At 64.8% G+C, this 17,197-nt stretch carries 18 protein-coding genes; 11 read left to right on the top strand and 7 right to left on the bottom strand.

Translation table 11 applies throughout. From position 1 onward, the window contains the following. Position 1: 1 nt before the first annotated feature. Both E3T43_RS03745 and E3T43_RS03740 read right to left on the bottom strand, forming a co-directional pair. Complete coding sequence (locus tag E3T43_RS03745; protein WP_134471385.1) at positions 2–1,492, bottom strand: aldehyde dehydrogenase; 1,491 nt, start codon at positions 1,490–1,492, stop codon at positions 2–4. A gap of 19 nt (positions 1,493–1,511) precedes the next feature. Then, positions 1,512–2,621 carry an NDMA-dependent alcohol dehydrogenase gene (locus E3T43_RS03740; protein WP_134471384.1) on the bottom strand — a complete coding sequence of 370 codons (1,110 nt, stop codon included), beginning with the start codon at positions 2,619–2,621 and terminating at the stop codon, positions 1,512–1,514. A 227-nt stretch (positions 2,622–2,848) separates the two neighbouring features. Here E3T43_RS03740 and E3T43_RS03735 point away from each other — a divergent pair, with 227 nt between their 5' ends. Genes E3T43_RS03735 through E3T43_RS03720 form a run of 4 tightly spaced genes read left to right on the top strand, consistent with a single transcriptional unit; the run spans position 2,849 to position 6,191 of the window. Continuing rightward, positions 2,849–3,694 (top strand): CoA transferase subunit A, encoded by an 846-nt coding sequence (locus E3T43_RS03735; RefSeq protein WP_241978794.1) that lies wholly within the window; start codon positions 2,849–2,851, stop codon positions 3,692–3,694. Continuing rightward, the gene (locus E3T43_RS03730; RefSeq protein WP_134471431.1) at positions 3,691–4,362 is read left to right on the top strand and encodes a 3-oxoacid CoA-transferase subunit B; all 672 of its coding nucleotides are present in this window, start codon (positions 3,691–3,693) and stop codon (positions 4,360–4,362) included. The genes E3T43_RS03735 and E3T43_RS03730 overlap by 4 nt, the downstream gene beginning before the upstream one ends. Next, on the top strand, positions 4,359–5,270 hold the full coding sequence (locus E3T43_RS03725; protein ID WP_174844316.1) for an amidohydrolase family protein: 912 nt from the start codon (positions 4,359–4,361) through the stop codon (positions 5,268–5,270). The genes E3T43_RS03730 and E3T43_RS03725 overlap by 4 nt, the downstream gene beginning before the upstream one ends. A gap of 3 nt (positions 5,271–5,273) precedes the next feature. After that, positions 5,274–6,191, top strand: a complete 918-nt coding sequence (locus tag E3T43_RS03720; protein ID WP_134471383.1) for an SDR family NAD(P)-dependent oxidoreductase — start codon at positions 5,274–5,276, stop codon at positions 6,189–6,191. Positions 6,192–6,259: 68 nt separating this feature from the next. Here E3T43_RS03720 and E3T43_RS03715 read toward each other — a convergent pair whose 3' ends face one another. The 3 genes from E3T43_RS03715 to E3T43_RS03705 are packed head-to-tail and all read right to left on the bottom strand — an operon-like array spanning position 6,260 to position 8,344. Next, on the bottom strand, positions 6,260–7,192 hold the full coding sequence (locus E3T43_RS03715; RefSeq protein ID WP_134471382.1) for an SDR family NAD(P)-dependent oxidoreductase: 933 nt from the start codon (positions 7,190–7,192) through the stop codon (positions 6,260–6,262). A gap of 4 nt (positions 7,193–7,196) precedes the next feature. Continuing rightward, on the bottom strand, positions 7,197–7,439 hold the full coding sequence (locus E3T43_RS03710) for a hypothetical protein (protein WP_134471381.1): 243 nt from the start codon (positions 7,437–7,439) through the stop codon (positions 7,197–7,199). Next, on the bottom strand, positions 7,436–8,344 hold the full coding sequence (locus tag E3T43_RS03705; RefSeq protein ID WP_134471380.1) for an SDR family NAD(P)-dependent oxidoreductase: 909 nt from the start codon (positions 8,342–8,344) through the stop codon (positions 7,436–7,438). The genes E3T43_RS03710 and E3T43_RS03705 overlap by 4 nt, the downstream gene beginning before the upstream one ends. 267 nt (positions 8,345–8,611) lie before the next feature. Here E3T43_RS03705 and E3T43_RS03700 point away from each other — a divergent pair, with 267 nt between their 5' ends. Continuing rightward, the gene (locus E3T43_RS03700; protein ID WP_134471379.1) at positions 8,612–9,376 is read left to right on the top strand and encodes an IclR family transcriptional regulator; all 765 of its coding nucleotides are present in this window, start codon (positions 8,612–8,614) and stop codon (positions 9,374–9,376) included. Between the two features lie 28 nt (positions 9,377–9,404). Here the strand turns inward: E3T43_RS03700 and E3T43_RS03695 are convergent, their stop codons facing one another. Both E3T43_RS03695 and mftR read right to left on the bottom strand, forming a co-directional pair. Then, complete coding sequence (locus E3T43_RS03695) at positions 9,405–11,066, bottom strand: GMC family oxidoreductase N-terminal domain-containing protein (RefSeq protein WP_134471378.1); 1,662 nt, start codon at positions 11,064–11,066, stop codon at positions 9,405–9,407. Next, the gene (mftR, locus tag E3T43_RS03690; protein WP_174844315.1) at positions 11,059–11,697 is read right to left on the bottom strand and encodes a mycofactocin system transcriptional regulator; all 639 of its coding nucleotides are present in this window, start codon (positions 11,695–11,697) and stop codon (positions 11,059–11,061) included. Before mftR ends, E3T43_RS03695 begins: the two co-directional genes overlap by 8 nt. 99 nt (positions 11,698–11,796) lie before the next feature. Here mftR and mftA point away from each other — a divergent pair, with 99 nt between their 5' ends. The 6 genes from mftA to mftF all read left to right on the top strand — a co-directional run bounded on the left by mftA (position 11,797) and on the right by mftF (position 17,181). Further along, on the top strand, positions 11,797–11,928 hold the full coding sequence (gene mftA, locus E3T43_RS18940; RefSeq protein WP_174844314.1) for a mycofactocin precursor MftA: 132 nt from the start codon (positions 11,797–11,799) through the stop codon (positions 11,926–11,928). 9 nt (positions 11,929–11,937) lie between these two features. After that, on the top strand, positions 11,938–12,213 hold the full coding sequence (gene mftB, locus E3T43_RS03685; protein ID WP_174844313.1) for a mycofactocin biosynthesis chaperone MftB: 276 nt from the start codon (positions 11,938–11,940) through the stop codon (positions 12,211–12,213). Further along, complete coding sequence (mftC, locus tag E3T43_RS03680) at positions 12,210–13,589, top strand: mycofactocin radical SAM maturase (protein WP_134471376.1); 1,380 nt, start codon at positions 12,210–12,212, stop codon at positions 13,587–13,589. The genes mftB and mftC overlap by 4 nt, the downstream gene beginning before the upstream one ends. Before the next feature lie 119 nt (positions 13,590–13,708). Further along, positions 13,709–14,914 carry a pre-mycofactocin synthase MftD gene (gene mftD, locus E3T43_RS03675; protein ID WP_134471375.1) on the top strand — a complete coding sequence of 402 codons (1,206 nt, stop codon included), beginning with the start codon at positions 13,709–13,711 and terminating at the stop codon, positions 14,912–14,914. 75 nt (positions 14,915–14,989) lie between these two features. Beyond that, positions 14,990–15,748 carry a mycofactocin biosynthesis peptidyl-dipeptidase MftE gene (mftE, locus tag E3T43_RS03670; RefSeq protein ID WP_134471374.1) on the top strand — a complete coding sequence of 253 codons (759 nt, stop codon included), beginning with the start codon at positions 14,990–14,992 and terminating at the stop codon, positions 15,746–15,748. Continuing rightward, on the top strand, positions 15,745–17,181 hold the full coding sequence (gene mftF, locus E3T43_RS03665) for a mycofactocin biosynthesis glycosyltransferase MftF (RefSeq protein ID WP_198414303.1): 1,437 nt from the start codon (positions 15,745–15,747) through the stop codon (positions 17,179–17,181). The genes mftE and mftF overlap by 4 nt, the downstream gene beginning before the upstream one ends. The last annotated feature ends 16 nt before the right edge of the window (positions 17,182–17,197 follow it).

Below are 17,197 nucleotides of genomic sequence, written 5' to 3'. Positions count from 1 at the left end.
CTTAGAACTGCGGAAGCGTTGCGGAACGCATCGAAACCGTCTTGACCTGTGTCCAGTTGAGAACGGAATCCGCGCCCATAGTCCGGCCGAAGCCGCTGTTCTTGTACCCGCCGAAGGGACCGCCGATGACGCCAGCACCGATCGCGTTGTTGACGCCGACCTGGCCAGCGTTCAGGGCGCGGCTCATTCGCACCGCGATACCGACATCCTGCGTCCACACCGAGGCGACCAGCCCATAATCGGTGCCATTGGCAACCGCAATGGCCTCTTCCTCGGTGTCGACCGCGATGACGGACAGCACTGGTCCGAAGATCTCCTCCTGGGCGATGCGCATATCTGGCGAGACGTTATCGAACAGGGTCGGCTGGACGAAGAACCCGTTTCCGTAGAGGTCACCCTGCGGCACGCCTCCACCGGTCACGACATCCGCGCCGCCCTGCTTGCCGAGTTCGATGTAGTTGAGCACGCGATCGTACTGTTTCTCATTGATCAGCGGCCCCATCGTGACCGGCTGATGCCACGGACCAACCGTGACCTTCTGCATTTCGGCAGCCAGTCGATCGACCAGTTCGGCGTGGATGCTGCGCATCACCACGACGCGAGATCCCGCGGCGCAGATCTGACCGGTGTTGAGCGTGATGCCGGCCACCATCGCGGGGACCGCAGCGTCGAGGTCAGCATCGGCGAAAACGACCTGCGGTGATTTGCCGCCGAGTTCGAGGTGGAGTGGGGTGAGATTGCGCGCACACGCCTCCATGATCAACGAGCCGGTCGCCGGCGAGCCGGTGAAACCGATGCGTCGGATGCGCGGGTGCGCCGGGATCGCCGCGCCAGCTTCACTGCCGTATCCGGTCACGACGTTGATAACCCCGGCGGGGACCCCGGCGTCCAGCGCCAGCTTGGCCAGCGCCAACGGCGTCAACGGGGCATCCTCGGCTGGCTTGATCACGATCGTGTTGCCCGCTGCGATCGCCGCACCGACCTCGTTCAGGAACATCGCTCCCGGAGCGTTCCACGGAATGATGGCCCCCACGACGCCGTACGGCTCACGCAGGGTGAACCCGATGGTGTCGGGCGAATAGGTCGGCAGCGACACTCCCTGAACTTTGTCGACTTGACCGGCGATGAAGCGCAGTTGAGCGGGCAGGCGAGAGGGGCCCCAGCTGGGTCGGCCCACCTCTTGCGACTCAAGCTGGTCCAGCTCGTCTGCGTTCTGCTCAATCAGGTCCGCCCAGCGGAAAATGATGCTGGCTCGAACAGAGGCATTGGTGTCGCGCCAGGCCGGAAACGCCTGCTCGGCTGCCTCCACGGCCGCGTCGACATCCGCGGCGTCGCTGCGGGGGATGCGCGCGAGGAGTTCACGGTTGGCCGGGTTGATCACGTCGATCGTGCGGCCGGTCGCCGATGGCACCCATTCGCGGCCGATCAGTTGCCGTCCGTCGATGAGGAGCGAGTCTGTGGACGTAGAAGTGGAGGCTGATGTAATGGTCATGATTGATGTCCTTTCTGGATCAGTGCTCGAGAATGATGACGCCGCGGATGTTCTTGCCATCCAACATGTCTTGGAAGCCTTGATTGACATCTTCAAGGCGGTAGCGCTTCGTGATGAGCTCGTCGAGCTTGAGGTCGCCACTCTGATACAGGCTGACCAGCCGGGGCACGTCGTAAAGCGGGTTGCAACCGCCGTAGATCGCACCTTGGATTCGGCGCTGGTAGCCGATCAATTTGCCGGGGTTTTCGTCGATCATGCCCTTGCCGACAGCGGTGATGGTCACCTGTCCGGACTTGCCCACGATGTTCAGCGCATCGGCGATCACCTCGTCGTGGAGGATACCGACGGTGATGATGGCGTGGTCAGCCAGCTCACCCTGGGTCACGTCAATGATGAACGCGGTTGCCTCTTGGGCGGTCGCAAAGGTGTGCGTAGCGCCGAAGACCATGGCCATTTCGCGTTTGAATTCGACCGGGTCCACGACGACGACGCGCTGGGCACCGGCAAGCGCCGCGCCCTGAACGGCGTTGCTGCCGACGCCGCCCGATCCGAAGATCACGACGGTATCACCGGCCTGGACCTTGGCCATATGCACGGCCGATCCCCATCCGGTGGGAACACCGCAGCCGATGAGTGCGGCGACCTCGAAGGGAATGTCGTCGGGGATGGGGATGACGGAGTACTCCGAAACGACCGCGTACTGCGAGAACGTTCCCAGGACACACAGGCCACCGAAGTCGACGCCGTCCTGATGGAAGCGGAACGTGCCGTCAGCAAACTCACCGGTCGAGGCGTTCTTGCCGGCGTCACAGAGGTTCTGACGGCCGGTGGAGCAGTACCGACAGAATCCACAGGCCGGGATGAAGGAGCAGACGACATGGTCGCCGACCTTGACCCTGGTAACTCCCTCACCCACGGATTCGATCACTCCAGCGCCCTCATGACCACCGACGACGGGCAGGCGCATCATCGCGTCGCCCTTCTGGATATGGTCATCCGAGTGGCACATGCCAGCCGCATAGAACTTCACCCGAACCTCGTTCGCCTTCGGGGCGTCGAGTTCGAGTTCGGTGATCTCCCACGGTTGACCTGGCTCACGACAGACCGCCGCACGTGTGGTCATACTCATGTGTTCCCCTTCGCGTTAGTTGATTACTCTTTCGCGTTGATTGGCTGCTGCTACTGATCCAGCTCAATTCAGTGCCGACACCTGCGTCGACAGCGCTTCTTCGCGAGTTCTCCTACAGTGACCCTCGGGCACCGCGTAAAACAGATCCCTTTCACCGCACGGAAGACAAACTGCGTTCCGCACTCAACCCGTGTTAGCTGGGCGCAAGCGTCAGAACGTGGTGGCGAATGGCCTTGCGTCCCACAACCGGGCAGATGCTTCCGGAGGACCCGGTCGCCGAACGTCGTAACGACCTGCCGAACAATGAGATAGGACAAACGGTGATCAACAAATTCAGACCCGACTTGATGGAATCGCTCGACGTCGTTCGGTCCGGTTCTTCAATCGCCATTGGCGGGTTCGGCAGCTCCGGTCGCCCCGATGCCTTGCTCAATGCCCTCTGCGATTTGGATCGCCGCGACCTGCACGTCATCGTCAATAACGTTGGAAACGATTTCACCGGCGTAGGTCGGCTCGTCATGGAGGGCAGGGTGCGCCGCGTCACCGCCTCGTTTCCGATTCTGCAGGAGTTCTACGACTTATATTTTGCCGGCAAGATCGAACTCGAACTGGTTCCGCAAGGCACCCTCGCCGAGCGCCTGCGCGCCGGCGGGAGCGGTATCGGAGCCTTCTTCACACCGTCGGGCGCCGGGACGATGTTGGCCGACGGAACGTTCCCGTTGTCTTACGGCGACGACGGTGTCGCATCCTTTGTTCCCGAGAAGGAAGCGCGGCAGATCAACGGTCGTCCACACGTGCTTGAGACGGGTATAACCGCCGATTTCGGATTCGCCAAAGCCCAGAAGGCCGACCCGAAGGGCAATCTGCGCTTTCATCTGTCGGCGCGCAACTTCAACCCGGTCGCCGCGATGTCCGGGCGCACGACCTTCGCCGAGGTCGAGCAGCTGGTCGAGACGGGCGAAATCGAACCCGATGACGTGCACCTCGCCGGCGTCTTTGTCGACCACGTGGTCATGACCAGCGCGCCGATACCGGCTACGCCGAGCCCTCGAATGGAAGCGTGCCCCCGATGACCGCGAACTACACCACGGCCGTGCCGGTTACCGGCCGCACTCGCGACGAGATCGCCTGTCGGCTGGCGGAAGATCTGGTCGACGGTTACACCGTCAACCTCGGCGTGGGGATTCCGCTCGCGGTGCCCAATTTCCTTCCGGCCGACCGCGAAATCTTCCTGCACGCCGAGAATGGAATCCTCGGCATGGGTCCCTATCCCGGGCTCGACAACGAAGACCCGGACCTCACGGATGCCGGCAAGCAGCCGGTCAGCCTGAACGCGGGGGCGGCGATCGTCGATTCGGCGACATCCTTTGCCATCGTTCGGGGTGGTCATCTCGACGTGACGGTGCTCGGTGCACTGCAGGTCTCAGAGGTCGGTGATCTCGCCAACTGGTATGTGCCGGGCCGTAACCCCGCGGTCGGTGGTGCGATGGACCTCGTCGTCGGCACTCCCGAAGTCTGGGTGTGCATGGAGCACGTCGATCGCAAGGGTGAACCGAAAATCGTGCCCCGGTGCACGTTTCCCCTGACCGGTTTGCGCGTCGTCACCCGGATCTACACGGACCTGGCCGTCTTCTACCTGATCGATGGGCATCTGGTTCTCAAGGAGTGTGCGCCCGGTGTGACCTGTGAAGATGTGCGACGCAATACCACCGCCACCTACACCGAGGACCTGTTTTCATGAGCGAACACAAGATCGACGTCGACCAGATCGTCGCCATCGACGTGCACACCCACGTGCACCGATCCGTCGACCACGCCCACGATGAACGTCTGGGCAATGAGGCGATGGGTGAATACTTTGGAATCGGCACCATGCCGATGTACGACATTCCGGGACTCGCCGCCTATTATCGCGAGCGCAAGATGGCGGCGGTGGTCTTCACCGTCGACACCGTCTCGCGCAGTGGCACCGATCCCGAGCCGTCGAACGAAGAAATCGCCCGCCTCGCGGCCGAGAATTCCGACGTGCTCATCCCCTTCGCCAGCATTGATCCGGCGCGGGGCAAAGCGGGCGTTGAACAAGCCGAACGACTGATCGGGGAGTACGGCGTTCGAGGGTTCAAATTCCACCCGAGCGCCCAGGGCTTTTACCCAAACGATCGCAGCGCCTACCCGCTCTACGAGGTCATCGCCGGGCACGGTCTCGTGTCGCTCTTCCATTCCGGGCAGACCGGCGTCGGTGCCGGTCAGCCGGGCGGTGGCGGCGTTCGGCTGAAGTACGCCAACCCGCTCTTCCTCGACGATGTCGCAGCCGACTTTCCCGATATGGACATCATCATCGCGCACCCCTCCTTCCCCTGGCAGGACGAGGCGCTTGCGGTCGCGACCCACAAGCCGCGGGTTTACATCGACCTCTCTGGCTGGTCACCGAAGTACTTCCCGCCGCAGCTGGTTCAGTATGCGAATACCCTGCTGCGCGACAAGATGCTCTTCGGCTCGGACTTTCCGGTGATCACTCCGGATCGATGGTTGAGTGACTTCAGCAAACTTCCTATCAAGCCCGAAGTTGTGCCGATGATCCTCAAGGACAACGCTGCTCGGCTCTTCGGACTCACCCCGACCACCCCATCCCCGAACAAGGAGCCCTGAGCAATGCGGGAAACTATTGGCAAGGTAGCCGTCATCACGGGTGGCTCAAGCGGAATCGGTCGTGGGATCGCTCTCGCGTTCGCACGCGCGGGCATGAAGGTCACGGTCACCGGTCGTCGAACGGACCACCTCGAGGAGACGGTGGCGATCTTCGCCGAACAGGGCCTGGATGTCTACCCGATGCAAGTGGATGTGACCGATTTGGCAGCCATGCGGGCGGCCGCCGACGAGATCGAGCAGCGATTCGGTCGTATCCACGTGCTCGTCAACAACGCTGGAATCGGTCTCACCGGACCGGTGAGTCAGGCCACCTCAAGCGATTGGGACTGGGCAATCGACGTCAATATCAAGGGCGTCGCAAACGGCATCCAAGCCTTTTTGCCCAAGATCCGCAGCCATGGTGAGGGTGGGCACATCGTGAATACCTCCTCGATGGCCGGACTGATGCCGATCGTGGCGGGAATTTATTCGATGACCAAGGCCGCCGTCATCGCGCTCTCCGAGGCGCTCCACCTCGAACTGCTCAGCGAAAACATTGGCGTCTCGGCGTACTGCCCCGGCCCCACCCACAGCAACATCGCCCAGGGCGTGGCCAATCGACCCGCCGAGTATGGCCAGACGGGGTATCCCGTCGGGCCGCACTCGGCGGCACCTGCCACCAAGCTTCCTCCCTACATGAGCGCGGAAGAGGCTGGCGAGCGGGTCTTGCAGGGAGTGATTCGCGGCGACATGTTCATCCTCACCCACCCCGAGTTCAAGGCCGGCGTGGTGGACCGCCACGCAACGATCGAGGCGGCCTTCCCCGATGAGCCGCTCGACGACATCCGTTCGCAGGCCATCGGGTTTTTGCTGGGGTCGCCGGTATATTCGCCCGAGAATCGTCTCGCTTCTCCGACTCCCGCTGCACGAGTGTCCGTCTAGCTCCGTCTCAAGACCTGACTGCGGCCCGGCGTCCGCCGGGCCACAGTCATATTCTGCGCAGCGCGACGTCAACCCACCGGCAGCGCCGCCGTGTCGAGGTTGATGAGGGGCAGCGGGCCGGCGATCTGGTCTGGGTCGGCCGGGAAGTAGGCGAAGTTCTTCGCCCTGGCACCGCCATCGACGACCAGGTCGGTGCCGGTGATCAGGCGCGCGTAGTCGGACGAGAGCCAGGCGACGGCGTGGCCGATATCCGTCGGGGTTCCGGTGGACCCCAGCGGAACCATCGGTGGGCGTGTGCCGCTCCAGCGCGCAGATCGACGCCAGGGCTCCTCTCCGCTCTCGCCCCCCAAACCGTTCTTGAAGGCGCCAGCGGGATTTCCCTGCAGCACGCTGCGAGCGCCGGCCGCCAGAAGCTCGGGGTTGTCCGGCGTCGGTGCGGTCGGGGTGAAGCTGTTGACCCGAATGCCATAGGGCGCCAGGTCCATGGCCGCCGCGCGCACGAAGTTGTTCACACCACCCTTGTTGAACGCGTAGGCGATGATGCCGGCCGAGCCGTTCCAGCCGTTCGAGGACGAGATGCAGACGATGGAACCGCGAATGCCGCGCTCCGCCATGGCCCGCCCGACGTGCTTGGTGTTCAGGAAGTAGCCCAGCGACGACACCCGAACGGAACGCTCGAATGCGGCCGCGCTTTCGTCGAGGACTCCGCTGCCGCCGAGCAGCGCTGCGTTGTTCACGAGAATGTCGATGCGACCCCAGCGCTCGAGCACGGCGTCGATGTAGCCCTTGACCTGCTCCTCATCGGTGACATCCCCGGGAGCAGCCATGGCCTCCCCACCGTTGCGCTCGATGCGACGGATGCAGGAATCGATCGCCTCGGTGGACACGTCGTTGCAGGCGACCTTCGCCCCGTAGCGCGACAGTGCGAGTGCAATCCCGCTGCCGATGTTGGGCCCGCAGCCCGTGATGAGGGCTACTTTGCCTTCGAGACTTACCTCCATGAGGTCACGCTCCTTCGCTGTGGACTTCGACGGGGTAGATAACCTGAATGTTCTCGACCCCCACGCCGAGCATCGGGGCCAGCATGCTGCGCATGAGGTGTTTGGGTACGAGACATTCCGCACAGGCCGTCGGGCCGGCCACGATGGTGGCCAGGGCGGAGCCACCGGTCAGCTCGACATCGAGGTGATAATCGTCTGCCTCCATGGTCTTGCGAAAGTCCGCTAGCTGTTGCTGGTCGATACTCATGACACCTTCTCCTTCGTTGGAACTGTGGAGGCTTCAGGAACCTCGGGTGGCTGCCGAAGCGGGAACGGGGTGAGTCCGCCGCCGTCGATGGGGATCGCCTGCCCGGTGATGTAGCCGCTCTCCGGCGAGGCCAGGAACCGGACCGCCGCGCCGATGTCGTCCGGTTGCCCAACCCGGCCGACCGGGATGGCGCGCCCGCGCACCCGGAGCATTTCTGCAAGGTCCAGGTCGGGCGATGGGTCCATCGATACCCGGCTGGTGGCCACCAGCCCGGGGCACAAGGCGTTCACCGTGATCCCCCAGGGACCAAGATCCATGGACAGGGCCCTGGTCAAGCCCAGCACGCCGGCCTTCGACGCCGAGTACGCGACCGATGCGGGGGCCGCGCTCAGACCGGCCATCGACGAAATGTTGACGATGCGGCCGTACCGGCCTTTCCTCATGTGCGGGACCGCCGCGCGACACATGTAGAACGTGCCGCGAAGGTTGACGTCGATGAGGCGATCGAACAGCTCGAGCGGAACATCCTCGATGTCCTGGCGGTCCAGTCCCTGCGGTGCTGACGCGTTGTTCACGAGGATGTCCAGCTGCCCGAAGGTCTCGACCGCGGTGCGAATCAGCCGTTCGGCATCCGCAGCATCCGAGATATCACCCAGAACGGTCGCAACCTCGCCGCCGGCAGCGCGCAACTCCGCAGCCAGGTCAGCCAGTCCATCACCGGACGCGACCCCGAGGGCACGCTGCCGATCGTTGGGAACCCCGCCCGACGCCTTGTCGGTGATCACCAGGCGCACGCCCTCCCGTGCCAGCGAGCGTGCGATCGCGTGGCCCATGCCGTCCGTCTTACCGCAGCCGGTGACGACAGCAACCTGGCCGCTCATCGACCGATTTCCTAGTTCGCTCATGGACCGGGCCTCGTTTCGCAGGTGAATGCACGCACATCCGAAGACGGTACGGCTCTGTTGATCCGAGCCTAGACACCGACCCCACGACGTCGGGCCCGATTACCACGGGGCGGAAGACTATCCCCGACTGTTACGAAACGAGGGGTTTCCGTGCGATCGTCTGTCAGCTAGTGTCTGTACAAACAAACAACAACCGAAGGTTGGTCGACGATGACCATTAGCCCGATCAATTCCGCGCGATCTGCACAGCGTGCGGAGACGCCGCAAATGACTGCTGCCCAACGAACCCTGGCTATCCTGGGGGCGTTTGATGAGGGCCATCGCGTGCTCACCCTCAGCGAAATCAGTCGCCGCGCTGGCCTGACGCTGAGCACCGCTCACCGGTTGGTGGGCGAACTCCATGCCTGGGGAGCGCTGGCGCGCTCCACGGAGGGCCGATACGCCATCGGCATGCGGCTTCTCGAACTGGGCTCCCTCGAGCCGCAGGGGCTGCACCTGCGGGAGGTGGCCCTGCCGTATTTTCGGGAGTTGCAAGTCGCCACGAATGCCAATGTGCACCTTTCCGTCCTCGACGGACACGACACCGTCTACGTGGAATCCTGGCGAGTGCACAACGGCCCACGCGTACTCAGCAGAACCGGTGGTCGCTGGCCCCTGCACGCCACGGCCACGGGCCAGGTCCTGCTTTCCTATGCGTCCCAGCAGCTGCAAGACGAAGTACTGACGACGCCTTTGCAGAGTTATACCCCGATGACCCTGACGGATCCCGAAGTGCTGCGACGGGTGATGTCCGACGTGCGCCGCATGGGCGTGGCCATCGCGGAAGATTCCATCACCCCCCACGCCACCGCCGCCGCCGTCCCGATCCGCGGCCCTCACGGTCGAGTCGTCGCCGCTCTCGGCGTCACCGTGCACTCGAAGTCCACCACGATTCAAGCCCTGTTGCCGGCCTTGTCGACCGCCGCGCGGGCCATCTCACGCACCCTCGCCGCCCCCTCCGCGGTGGCTCAATTCAGGACCGCTGCCGTGTGATTCCGCGCCCGCGACCAGCGCTGGGGTCCTAAAGGCCACGCCGCATGAAGTCGGCCACGCGTTCCCCGACCAGAACCGCCGTCGCGGCCGGGCCGCGCAGGGGTGCCGTCGGCAGGATCGAGGTGTCGGCGACGCGCAGCCCCACGACACCGTGCACGCGCCCGTATTGGTCGACGACGGCTCCCGGATCGCCAGCCGGTCCGAACCGGGCGCTGCCGCACAGGTGGATCGCCGTGCCAAGGTGAGACCGTAGCCACCCATCAAGCAGGTCATCGTCGTCGAGGACCGTGTCGGTCAGTTCGGTCAGTCGACGGAACAGGTGTTTGTAAGCATCCGCTCGCAATAGCCGCACCGCGACGCGCACGACTTCCCGCATGCGTTCGAGGTCGCGCTCGGTCGAGAGGTAGTTGTAGTCGATCCGGGGTTGCACGCCAGGGTCGCCCGAGACCAGGCTGATGGTCCCCCGCGAGGTCTCCGCCTGCACGGCCACGAGCAGGGCCAGGTCGCCCCGATGAGCGGCCTGGGACGCGAACCGGCCAAGCGAGACCCCGCGCATGGCTCGGAGCGAGCGAAGCGGATGCCGCGCCAGGGCGCGCGCTGTGACGAGCGCCCCGCGGGGGCTTCCGGTCAGCAGGTACCCCATCGGCTTGAGCATCGGGAGGATCTCCAGGTCGCCCGAGGTGGTGGACCCGGTCGACGTGAAGTTCAGGCAGGCTTCCATCGACTGGGACGTGCGATAGTCGACGATCCGTCGGCGGGGCTGCCAGAGCACCGCGATGTCCGGGTGGTCGCTGAAATTCGCCCCGACACCCGGAAGGTCGCGAACGACCGGAATAGCGAACCGGTCCAGCTGCACGCGCGGGCCGATCCCGGAGACCAGAAGCAGGTGTGGCGACTTGATCGCCCCGGCCGACAACACGATTTCGTGCGCGCGCAGCGTCATGATGACGCCGTCACGGATCACCTCAACACCGGTGGCCCGCACGCCATCGAACAGCACCCGACGAACGTAGCTGTCGCCCCGGACCGTGAGGTTCGCCCGGTGCCGCACCGGATTCACATAGGCGATCCCGGTGTTCTGGCGGACCCCGCCGATCGTGTTCATCGGCACCGGGCCGTAGCCCGGCTCCCCCTGAGCGTTCTTGTCTGACTCGGCCGGGAATCCCAGCTCGGCGGCCGCCGCGCCGAAAGCAACGGTCGCGGGATGATCCTGCGCGGACCGACCGACGGTTATCGGCCCTGTGCCGCCGTGCACGGCCGTCTCACCGTATTGCAGGTCAGTTTCAATCCGGCGATAGAAGGGCAGCACCTTGTCCCACGCCCACTCCGGTGCCCCGACCGACCAGGAGTCGAAATCGGAAATCCTGGCTCGGATGAAGTAGGCGCCATTGATCGTTGATGATCCGCCCAGGATTCGACCCCGAGCGATCGAGTAGGGCAGCTCCGGGGTCAGATGGCCCAGAAAAGACCAATTCTCCGGATGTCCCGGCATCGCCCCCTGCACGGTTCCGGAATCGAGCAGTTCGGGTGGGAAGGCTGCGGTCGACGCAGGCACCGATCCTGCCTCCAGGAGCAGGACCTGGCGCTGGGGATCCTCGCTCAGTCGGGCGGCGAGGGGTGCACCCGCAGCTCCGGCGCCGACCACGATCACGTCGTAGATCAGGTCCGGCACCGAGCCGCCGTCAGTCATGCTCGGTGTCACCCAGGACGGGTGCGGACTGGGGCGCCGAAAAGACTCTCCGCAGCAGCAGAAAAGACGATTCGAGCAACTCGATGAGATCGGAGTTGTCGTCTTTGAGCCACTGCTCATAGGCAGCGAGCGATGCTCCCAGACACACCCAGCCAATAGCGTTGGGCTCGATCGCATCGGGGGCCGTTCCCAGGCGCAGGGCGGCGAAATCCGACACCACACGGCGCCACTCGGAGTAGCGGAGCGTGGAGTGGGCCACGAGTGCCGGCACGTTAAGCAGAAGGTTCATCCGCTCATGGTGGAACGGAATTTCTTCCGGCGGGAATCGATTGAATTCAACGACCGCCCGGGTGAGCGCATCGACGAGGGACACGGTCTCCTCGGTCGCGGCGAGGAACGCTCGCATGCGCCCGAGTTCAGCATCGAAGTCGCCCCAGGGCAAATCATTCTTCGAGGGAAAGTACCGAAATAGGGTTCGACGTCCGATCCCGGCGGTTCTCGCCACGTCGTCGACGGTCGTCTGCTCAAAACCGCGCTCAATAAATAGCTCGAGCGCGATGTGGCTCAGGGCGGCGCGGGTCGTCAGCGGCTGCCGGCCAATGCTCGCTGCCGGGCGGTCAACGTTGCCCATCTGCATCTGCCCCTATTCTTTCGGCACTGAGTGCCACTAGTCTGTTGCATGCACGAGACTTTCGCCACTGACGTCGATATCTAGCACAAGGAGTACCACATGGTTTCCCTAAAAAAAACCAGTCACACCAAATCTGCACCGGCCAGCACGGAACAGTCTGCTGGGTCGAATCTCGAGTCTGACACCCTGGTCGAGGAGATCTCGATCGACGGTATGTGCGGCGTCTACTAAAGCGCTGCCATGCCCGATCTGGATCTTGACCGGGGATGGGATCTTCATCCCCAGGTATCCGTTCGCCCAGAGCCCTTCGGTGCGCTGCTCTACCATTTCGGCACCCGCAAGCTCTCCTTTCTGAAAGACACGACGCTTCTCGCCGTCGTGCGAACTCTCGCGGACGCACCCTCTGCTCGCGCAGCGTGCACGGCGGCGGGCATCGCTGATCGCGATCTGCCCCGCTACCAGCGTGCTCTCGGCACGCTCGCGAACTCCTCCATGGTCGTCGAAAGGGCCTCATGACACTTCTCGATGCACCCAGAACGTCCCCCTTCGTGCTCGCCCCGAAAGACACGCCGCGCAAGACCGAGCGTCTGGTGGATCTGTTCGAATACGGCCTCGACGCCCCCATCTGTTTGACTTGGGAGTTGACTTACGCCTGCAATCTGTCCTGCGTGCACTGCCTTTCGAGCTCAGGGCGCCGCGATCCGCGCGAACTGACGACGGCGGAGGCGAAAGCCGTCATCGACGAATTTGAGCGGATGCAGGTCTTCTACGTCAACATCGGCGGTGGCGAGCCGACGGTGCGTCCCGACTTCTGGGAACTCGTCGACTACGCCTCGGAGCACCACGTCGGAGTCAAGTTCTCGACCAATGGCGTAAAAATCTCCCCGGAGATTGCCCAGCGCCTCGTCAACAGCGACTACGTCGACGTTCAGATCTCGCTCGACGGCGCCACCGCCGAGGTCAACGATCACGTGCGCGGCCCCGGCTCCTACGCCACCGCCATGACAGCCATGCACAATATGTACGACGCCGGCTTCAAGGGATTCAAGATCTCGGTCGTCTGCACCAGTCAGAACATCAGCCAGCTCGACGAGTTCAAAGCCATGGCCGACCGGTTCGACGCCCAATTGCGACTCACCCGCCTGCGCCCCTCTGGCCGGGGAGCGGATGTTTGGGACGAACTGCACCCCACGCAGGCGCAACAGCGCGAACTCTACGACTGGCTAGTCGCCCACGGCGAGGGAGTACTCACGGGGGACTCGTTCTTCCACCTCTCCGCCTTCGGCGACGCACTGCCCGGCCTCAACCTCTGCGGCGCGGGTCGGGTCGTCTGCCTGATCGACCCGATCGGCGACGTCTACGCCTGCCCGTTCGCCATTCACGAGGAGTTCCTCGCCGGAAACGTTCGCTCGGAGGGCGGTTTCCAGGAGGTGTGGCAGCACTCGGAGCTCTTTCTCAAGCTGCGCGAACCCCAGTCGGGCGGAGCGTGCACCTCGTGCCAGTTCTTCGACACCTGCAAGGGCGGCTGCATGGCCGCCAAGTTCTTCACCGGACTGCCGCTCGACGGTCCAGACCCGGAGTGCGTGCAGGGTTACGGCGAAGAGTTGCTGAAGAACCGCACGCAGAAGGACGGCGGCCCGGTGCTGCCGACCTCGTCCATCGAAGATCACTCGCACCGCACCACCCGAGAAGGACGCAAGGGGATGGGACCGGTGCAGCTCACCCTGAGCCGTCGCTCGGGCATGGCCCCGGTGAACGCGAGCGACTGCGAGGTCAGCCCCCTCGTCGGGTTCAGCCCCGACGAAAGCCCCCTGGCGGGCAGGAACCTGCTCGCGGCGGTGCCATCCGGTGGTTCTTGCGGCAGCGGCGACGGCGGGTGCGGCTGCAGTTAGGGGCGCCACCACTGCGGCGAACGTGGCGGCTCGTCGCCGTGAACCGCAGCTCGGCGCACTCGCGGCGAGTGCTGCACGGCTGTCCCGTTCTCAACGACGATCAGAAAGCAGGAATTTCCATGGCGAAAAACGCGTGGTTTGAAACGGTTGCCGAAGCTCAGCGCCGAGCGAAGAGAGCACTTCCCTCCTCGATCTATGGGGCCCTCGTTGCGGGGTCCGAGCGCGGGCTGACCATTGACGACAACATGGCGGCGTTCGGCGAACTGGGATTTTCCCCGCACGTCGCCGGGCATCAGGCGGTGCGGGACCTGTCGACAACGGTGATGGGCATTCCCATCTCCTTGCCGGTCATCATCTCGCCGACGGGCGTGCAAGCCGTGCACCCCGACGGCGAAGTCGCCGTCGCGCGGGCATCCGCCAATCGCGGCACCATCATGGGCCTGAGCTCCTTTGCGAGTAAGCCCGTTGAGGACGTGACTGCCGCCAACCCGAACACGTTCTTCCAGATGTATTGGTCCGGCTCGCGGGATGCGATGGTGCAGCGGATGGACCGGGCGCGAGACGCCGGCGCCAAGGGTCTCATCGCCACCCTCGACTGGTCCTTCTCCAACGGTCGCGACTGGGGCAGCCCGCAAATTCCGGAGAAGATGAGCCTGAAGACCATGATCAACTTCGCGCCCAACGTACTGCCGCACCCGCAGTGGCTGCTGCGGTTTGCGAAGTCCGGCCGGATCCCCGACCTGACCGCGCCCAACCTCACTCCTCCCGGCGGAACGGCCCCGACGTTCTTCGGTGCCTATTACGAGTGGATGCAGACACCCCCGCCCTCCTGGGCGGACGTCGCCTGGATGCGGGAGACTTGGGGCGGCCCGTTCATGCTCAAGGGTGTCTCCCGGGTCGACGATGCCCGCCGAGCGGTCGACGCCGGCGTAACGGCGATCTCGGTGTCGAACCACGGCGGCAACAATCTCGACGGCACTCCCGCGTCGATCCGCATGTTGGGCTCGGTGGCCGCTGCGGTGAATGGTAACGTGGAAATCGTGCTGGATGGCGGCATCCGTCGGGGCAGCGATGTGGCCAAGGCCGTCGCGCTCGGAGCGCGGGCGGTCATGATCGGCCGTGCCTACCTGTGGGGTCTGGCTGCGAACGGACAGGCCGGCGTCGAGAACGTGCTCGACATTCTGCGCAGCGGACTCGACTCGGCCGTCCTCGGCCTGGGTCATAGTTCGATCCACGAGCTGTCGCCCGCAGACTTCTACATCCCGCCGACGTTCTCCCGCACCCTCGGAGCCACCAGCGACATCGACGCGGCCATTCGGCGTTAATCCCGCGCAGCGTCACTCAGACCACGACAGCGCAATACTCTTGAGGCCAGACCAGGAGTCGAACGAGGGGGCGCCATGCCGGGTGAATTAGCGCGCAGCACGTGGCCGTCGATCCCGCCCACTCCGCTCGTGCTCGTGCCCCTCGGTTCGACCGAGCAGCACGGACCGCACCTGCCGTTCTGCACCGACACGATAGTCGCGTCCGCGGTGGCCGAGCGGGTCGCCACGGATCTCACTGCCAGGGGCTATTCCGTCGTAGTGGCTCCGGCTCTGCCGTATGGGGCGAGCGGTGAGCACCAGGATTTTCCGGGGACCGTGTCGATCGGCACCGAAGCGCTCACGACGGTAATCGTCGAGCTGGTGCGCTCACTCTCCACCTGGGCTGGTCGGATTGTCCTCATCAACGGCCATGGCGGCAACCTGGCAGCGCTCACCGCAGCCGTGCCTCAGCTCATCGGCGAGGGTCACGCTGTTGCCTGGGCTCCCTGCGCGGTTGCCAGGGGAGATGCCCATGCTGGAATCACCGAGACATCGATTCTGCTGTGTTTGGACGCCACGCTCGTTCACGTGGAATCGGCCGTGCCGGGCGCGACGGCGCCGATGTCGACCCTGTCCGGTCGGCTTGCCGCGGAGGGCGTGCGGTCGGTGTCACCGACCGGAATTCTCGGAGACCCGACCGGGGCATCCGCTGACCTGGGGGCAGCCCTACTGAACGACATGTGCACCGGCGTGCGTCGCCGGATCCTCGGCGAGTCGACCGACTCCCGTGGATGTCTGCGTGCCCCCGGCCCAACTGGCGCACCGGCATCGGTCGCCACGAAAGACCGATCATGATGCCGCCGCCGGCTTTGCTCCCACCCGGTTTCACGGTCGAACTCAACCGCACGGTCACGGTCCGCGACGGGGGCCGCTCCCTCGTCGGAGGCTCCCCAACCCGCGCCATCTACCTGTCCACGGCCGCCGCCAGTATGTTCGCCGGGCGCCGGCTGACGGTCGCCAGTGCGAGCTCTGGGGGCCTCGCCGACAAGCTGCTCGAAATTGGTATGGCCGATCCGGTATTCGACACGCTCCCTACGGCGGATGAGAGCGACGTCACCTACGTGATTCCTACCTACGGCCGGCCGCAATCGCTCGACCGCCTCCTGACGAGTATCGGACCGGGCAAAGCGGTCATCGTTGTCGACGACGCCTCGCCCGATCCGAGCGCCGCCCGAACAATCGCTACCGCGCACGGAGCCGAGTTCATCGCCCTGCCCGAGAACCTGGGCCCAGCTGGCGCACGCAACGCGGGGCTACGTCTGGTGCACACGACCTACGTCGTATTCGTCGACAATGACATGGTCGTCACCGACGGAGCCGTAGCAACATTGCTCCGGCACTTCGTTGATCCAAGGGTCGCCCTCGTCGCGCCGCGAGTAATCGGGCTTCAACTGTCGACTCGGGTCAACTGGATCTCCCGTTACGAGGACGCGCGGTCATCGCTTGACCTCGGGCCGACTCCGGCCACGGTGCGCCCGCGCGCACGGGTGTCGTGGGTGTCGACGGCCTTCGTCGTGGCACGCGTCGATGCCCTTGGCGCCGGATTCACCGACGGTATGCGAGTCGGCGAAGACGTCGACCTCGTCTGGAAACTCGTCGACCAGGGCTGGAGAGTGCGCTACGAACCGGCCGCGACGAGCGCCCACGAACACCGAGTGACATTTTCCGACTGGGCCAGGCGTAAGGCGTTCTACGGCACGGGAGGTCACGCGCTCGCACTGCGGCACCCCGGAAACATCGCCCCGGCAATCCTCGCGCCCTGGAGCGTCGGCGTTGTTCTGGCGCTGCTGGCGCAGCGAGCGTGGTCGGTCCCGGTCGCCCTCGGGATCTCGGCCGTTGCGGCGGGGTTCATCGCGCGCAGACTGACCCGCCACGAGCATCCGGTGCGGATCGCCGTCGCTCTCACAGCAACCGGTGTCGCCGCGTCAGTGTCCCAGGCCATGGCGCTGCTCACCCGACACTGGTGGCCGATCGCCGCAGTCGCCAGCATCTTTTCTCCGCGGCTTCGCCGAGCGACGATCGCCGCCGCCCTGCTCGATATCGTGCTGGACTACCGACGCACGAGGCCGCAGCTCGATATTGTCCGGTTCGGGCTCGCCCGCCGAGCCGACGATCTCGCCTACGGAACGGGACTGTGGCTGGGTGCGCTGCGCGGACGATCGACGGCGGCGCTGCGCCCCGAAATTCGTGGTTTCCGGTTACCTGGCAGACCCGGTCACCGGCCCTGAGTTACGGGCCGGTGAC

Origin of the sequence: Cryobacterium sp. Hh7, from assembly GCF_004403155.1 — a bacterium.
Lineage (GTDB): Bacteria > Actinomycetota > Actinomycetes > Actinomycetales > Microbacteriaceae > Cryobacterium > Cryobacterium levicorallinum.
The sequence above is the reverse complement of the archived record's forward strand: the minus strand, read 5'-3'. Positions and strand labels throughout refer to the sequence as shown.

Excerpts from the sequence above, each read along its gene's own strand:
- mftE (WP_134471374.1), top strand. The coding sequence starts at position 14,990 with ATGCCGGGTGAATTAGCGCGCAGCACGTGGCCGTCGATCCCGCCCACT.
- E3T43_RS03705 (WP_134471380.1), bottom strand. The coding sequence starts at position 8,344 with ATGAGCGAACTAGGAAATCGGTCGATGAGCGGCCAGGTTGCTGTCGTC.
- mftA (WP_174844314.1), top strand. The coding sequence starts at position 11,797 with ATGGTTTCCCTAAAAAAAACCAGTCACACCAAATCTGCACCGGCCAGC.
- E3T43_RS03725 (WP_174844316.1), top strand. The coding sequence starts at position 4,359 with ATGAGCGAACACAAGATCGACGTCGACCAGATCGTCGCCATCGACGTG.
- mftC (WP_134471376.1), top strand. The coding sequence starts at position 12,210 with ATGACACTTCTCGATGCACCCAGAACGTCCCCCTTCGTGCTCGCCCCG.
- E3T43_RS03720 (WP_134471383.1), top strand. The coding sequence starts at position 5,274 with ATGCGGGAAACTATTGGCAAGGTAGCCGTCATCACGGGTGGCTCAAGC.
- E3T43_RS03745 (WP_134471385.1), bottom strand. The coding sequence starts at position 1,492 with ATGACCATTACATCAGCCTCCACTTCTACGTCCACAGACTCGCTCCTC.
- E3T43_RS03735 (WP_241978794.1), top strand. The coding sequence starts at position 2,849 with ATGGCCTTGCGTCCCACAACCGGGCAGATGCTTCCGGAGGACCCGGTC.
- mftB (WP_174844313.1), top strand. The coding sequence starts at position 11,938 with ATGCCCGATCTGGATCTTGACCGGGGATGGGATCTTCATCCCCAGGTA.
- E3T43_RS03695 (WP_134471378.1), bottom strand. The coding sequence starts at position 11,066 with ATGACTGACGGCGGCTCGGTGCCGGACCTGATCTACGACGTGATCGTG.
- E3T43_RS03710 (WP_134471381.1), bottom strand. The coding sequence starts at position 7,439 with ATGAGTATCGACCAGCAACAGCTAGCGGACTTTCGCAAGACCATGGAG.
- E3T43_RS03740 (WP_134471384.1), bottom strand. The coding sequence starts at position 2,621 with ATGAGTATGACCACACGTGCGGCGGTCTGTCGTGAGCCAGGTCAACCG.
- E3T43_RS03700 (WP_134471379.1), top strand. The coding sequence starts at position 8,612 with ATGACTGCTGCCCAACGAACCCTGGCTATCCTGGGGGCGTTTGATGAG.
- mftD (WP_134471375.1), top strand. The coding sequence starts at position 13,709 with ATGGCGAAAAACGCGTGGTTTGAAACGGTTGCCGAAGCTCAGCGCCGA.
- mftF (WP_198414303.1), top strand. The coding sequence starts at position 15,745 with ATGATGCCGCCGCCGGCTTTGCTCCCACCCGGTTTCACGGTCGAACTC.
- E3T43_RS03730 (WP_134471431.1), top strand. The coding sequence starts at position 3,691 with ATGACCGCGAACTACACCACGGCCGTGCCGGTTACCGGCCGCACTCGC.
- mftR (WP_174844315.1), bottom strand. The coding sequence starts at position 11,697 with ATGGGCAACGTTGACCGCCCGGCAGCGAGCATTGGCCGGCAGCCGCTG.
- E3T43_RS03715 (WP_134471382.1), bottom strand. The coding sequence starts at position 7,192 with ATGGAGGTAAGTCTCGAAGGCAAAGTAGCCCTCATCACGGGCTGCGGG.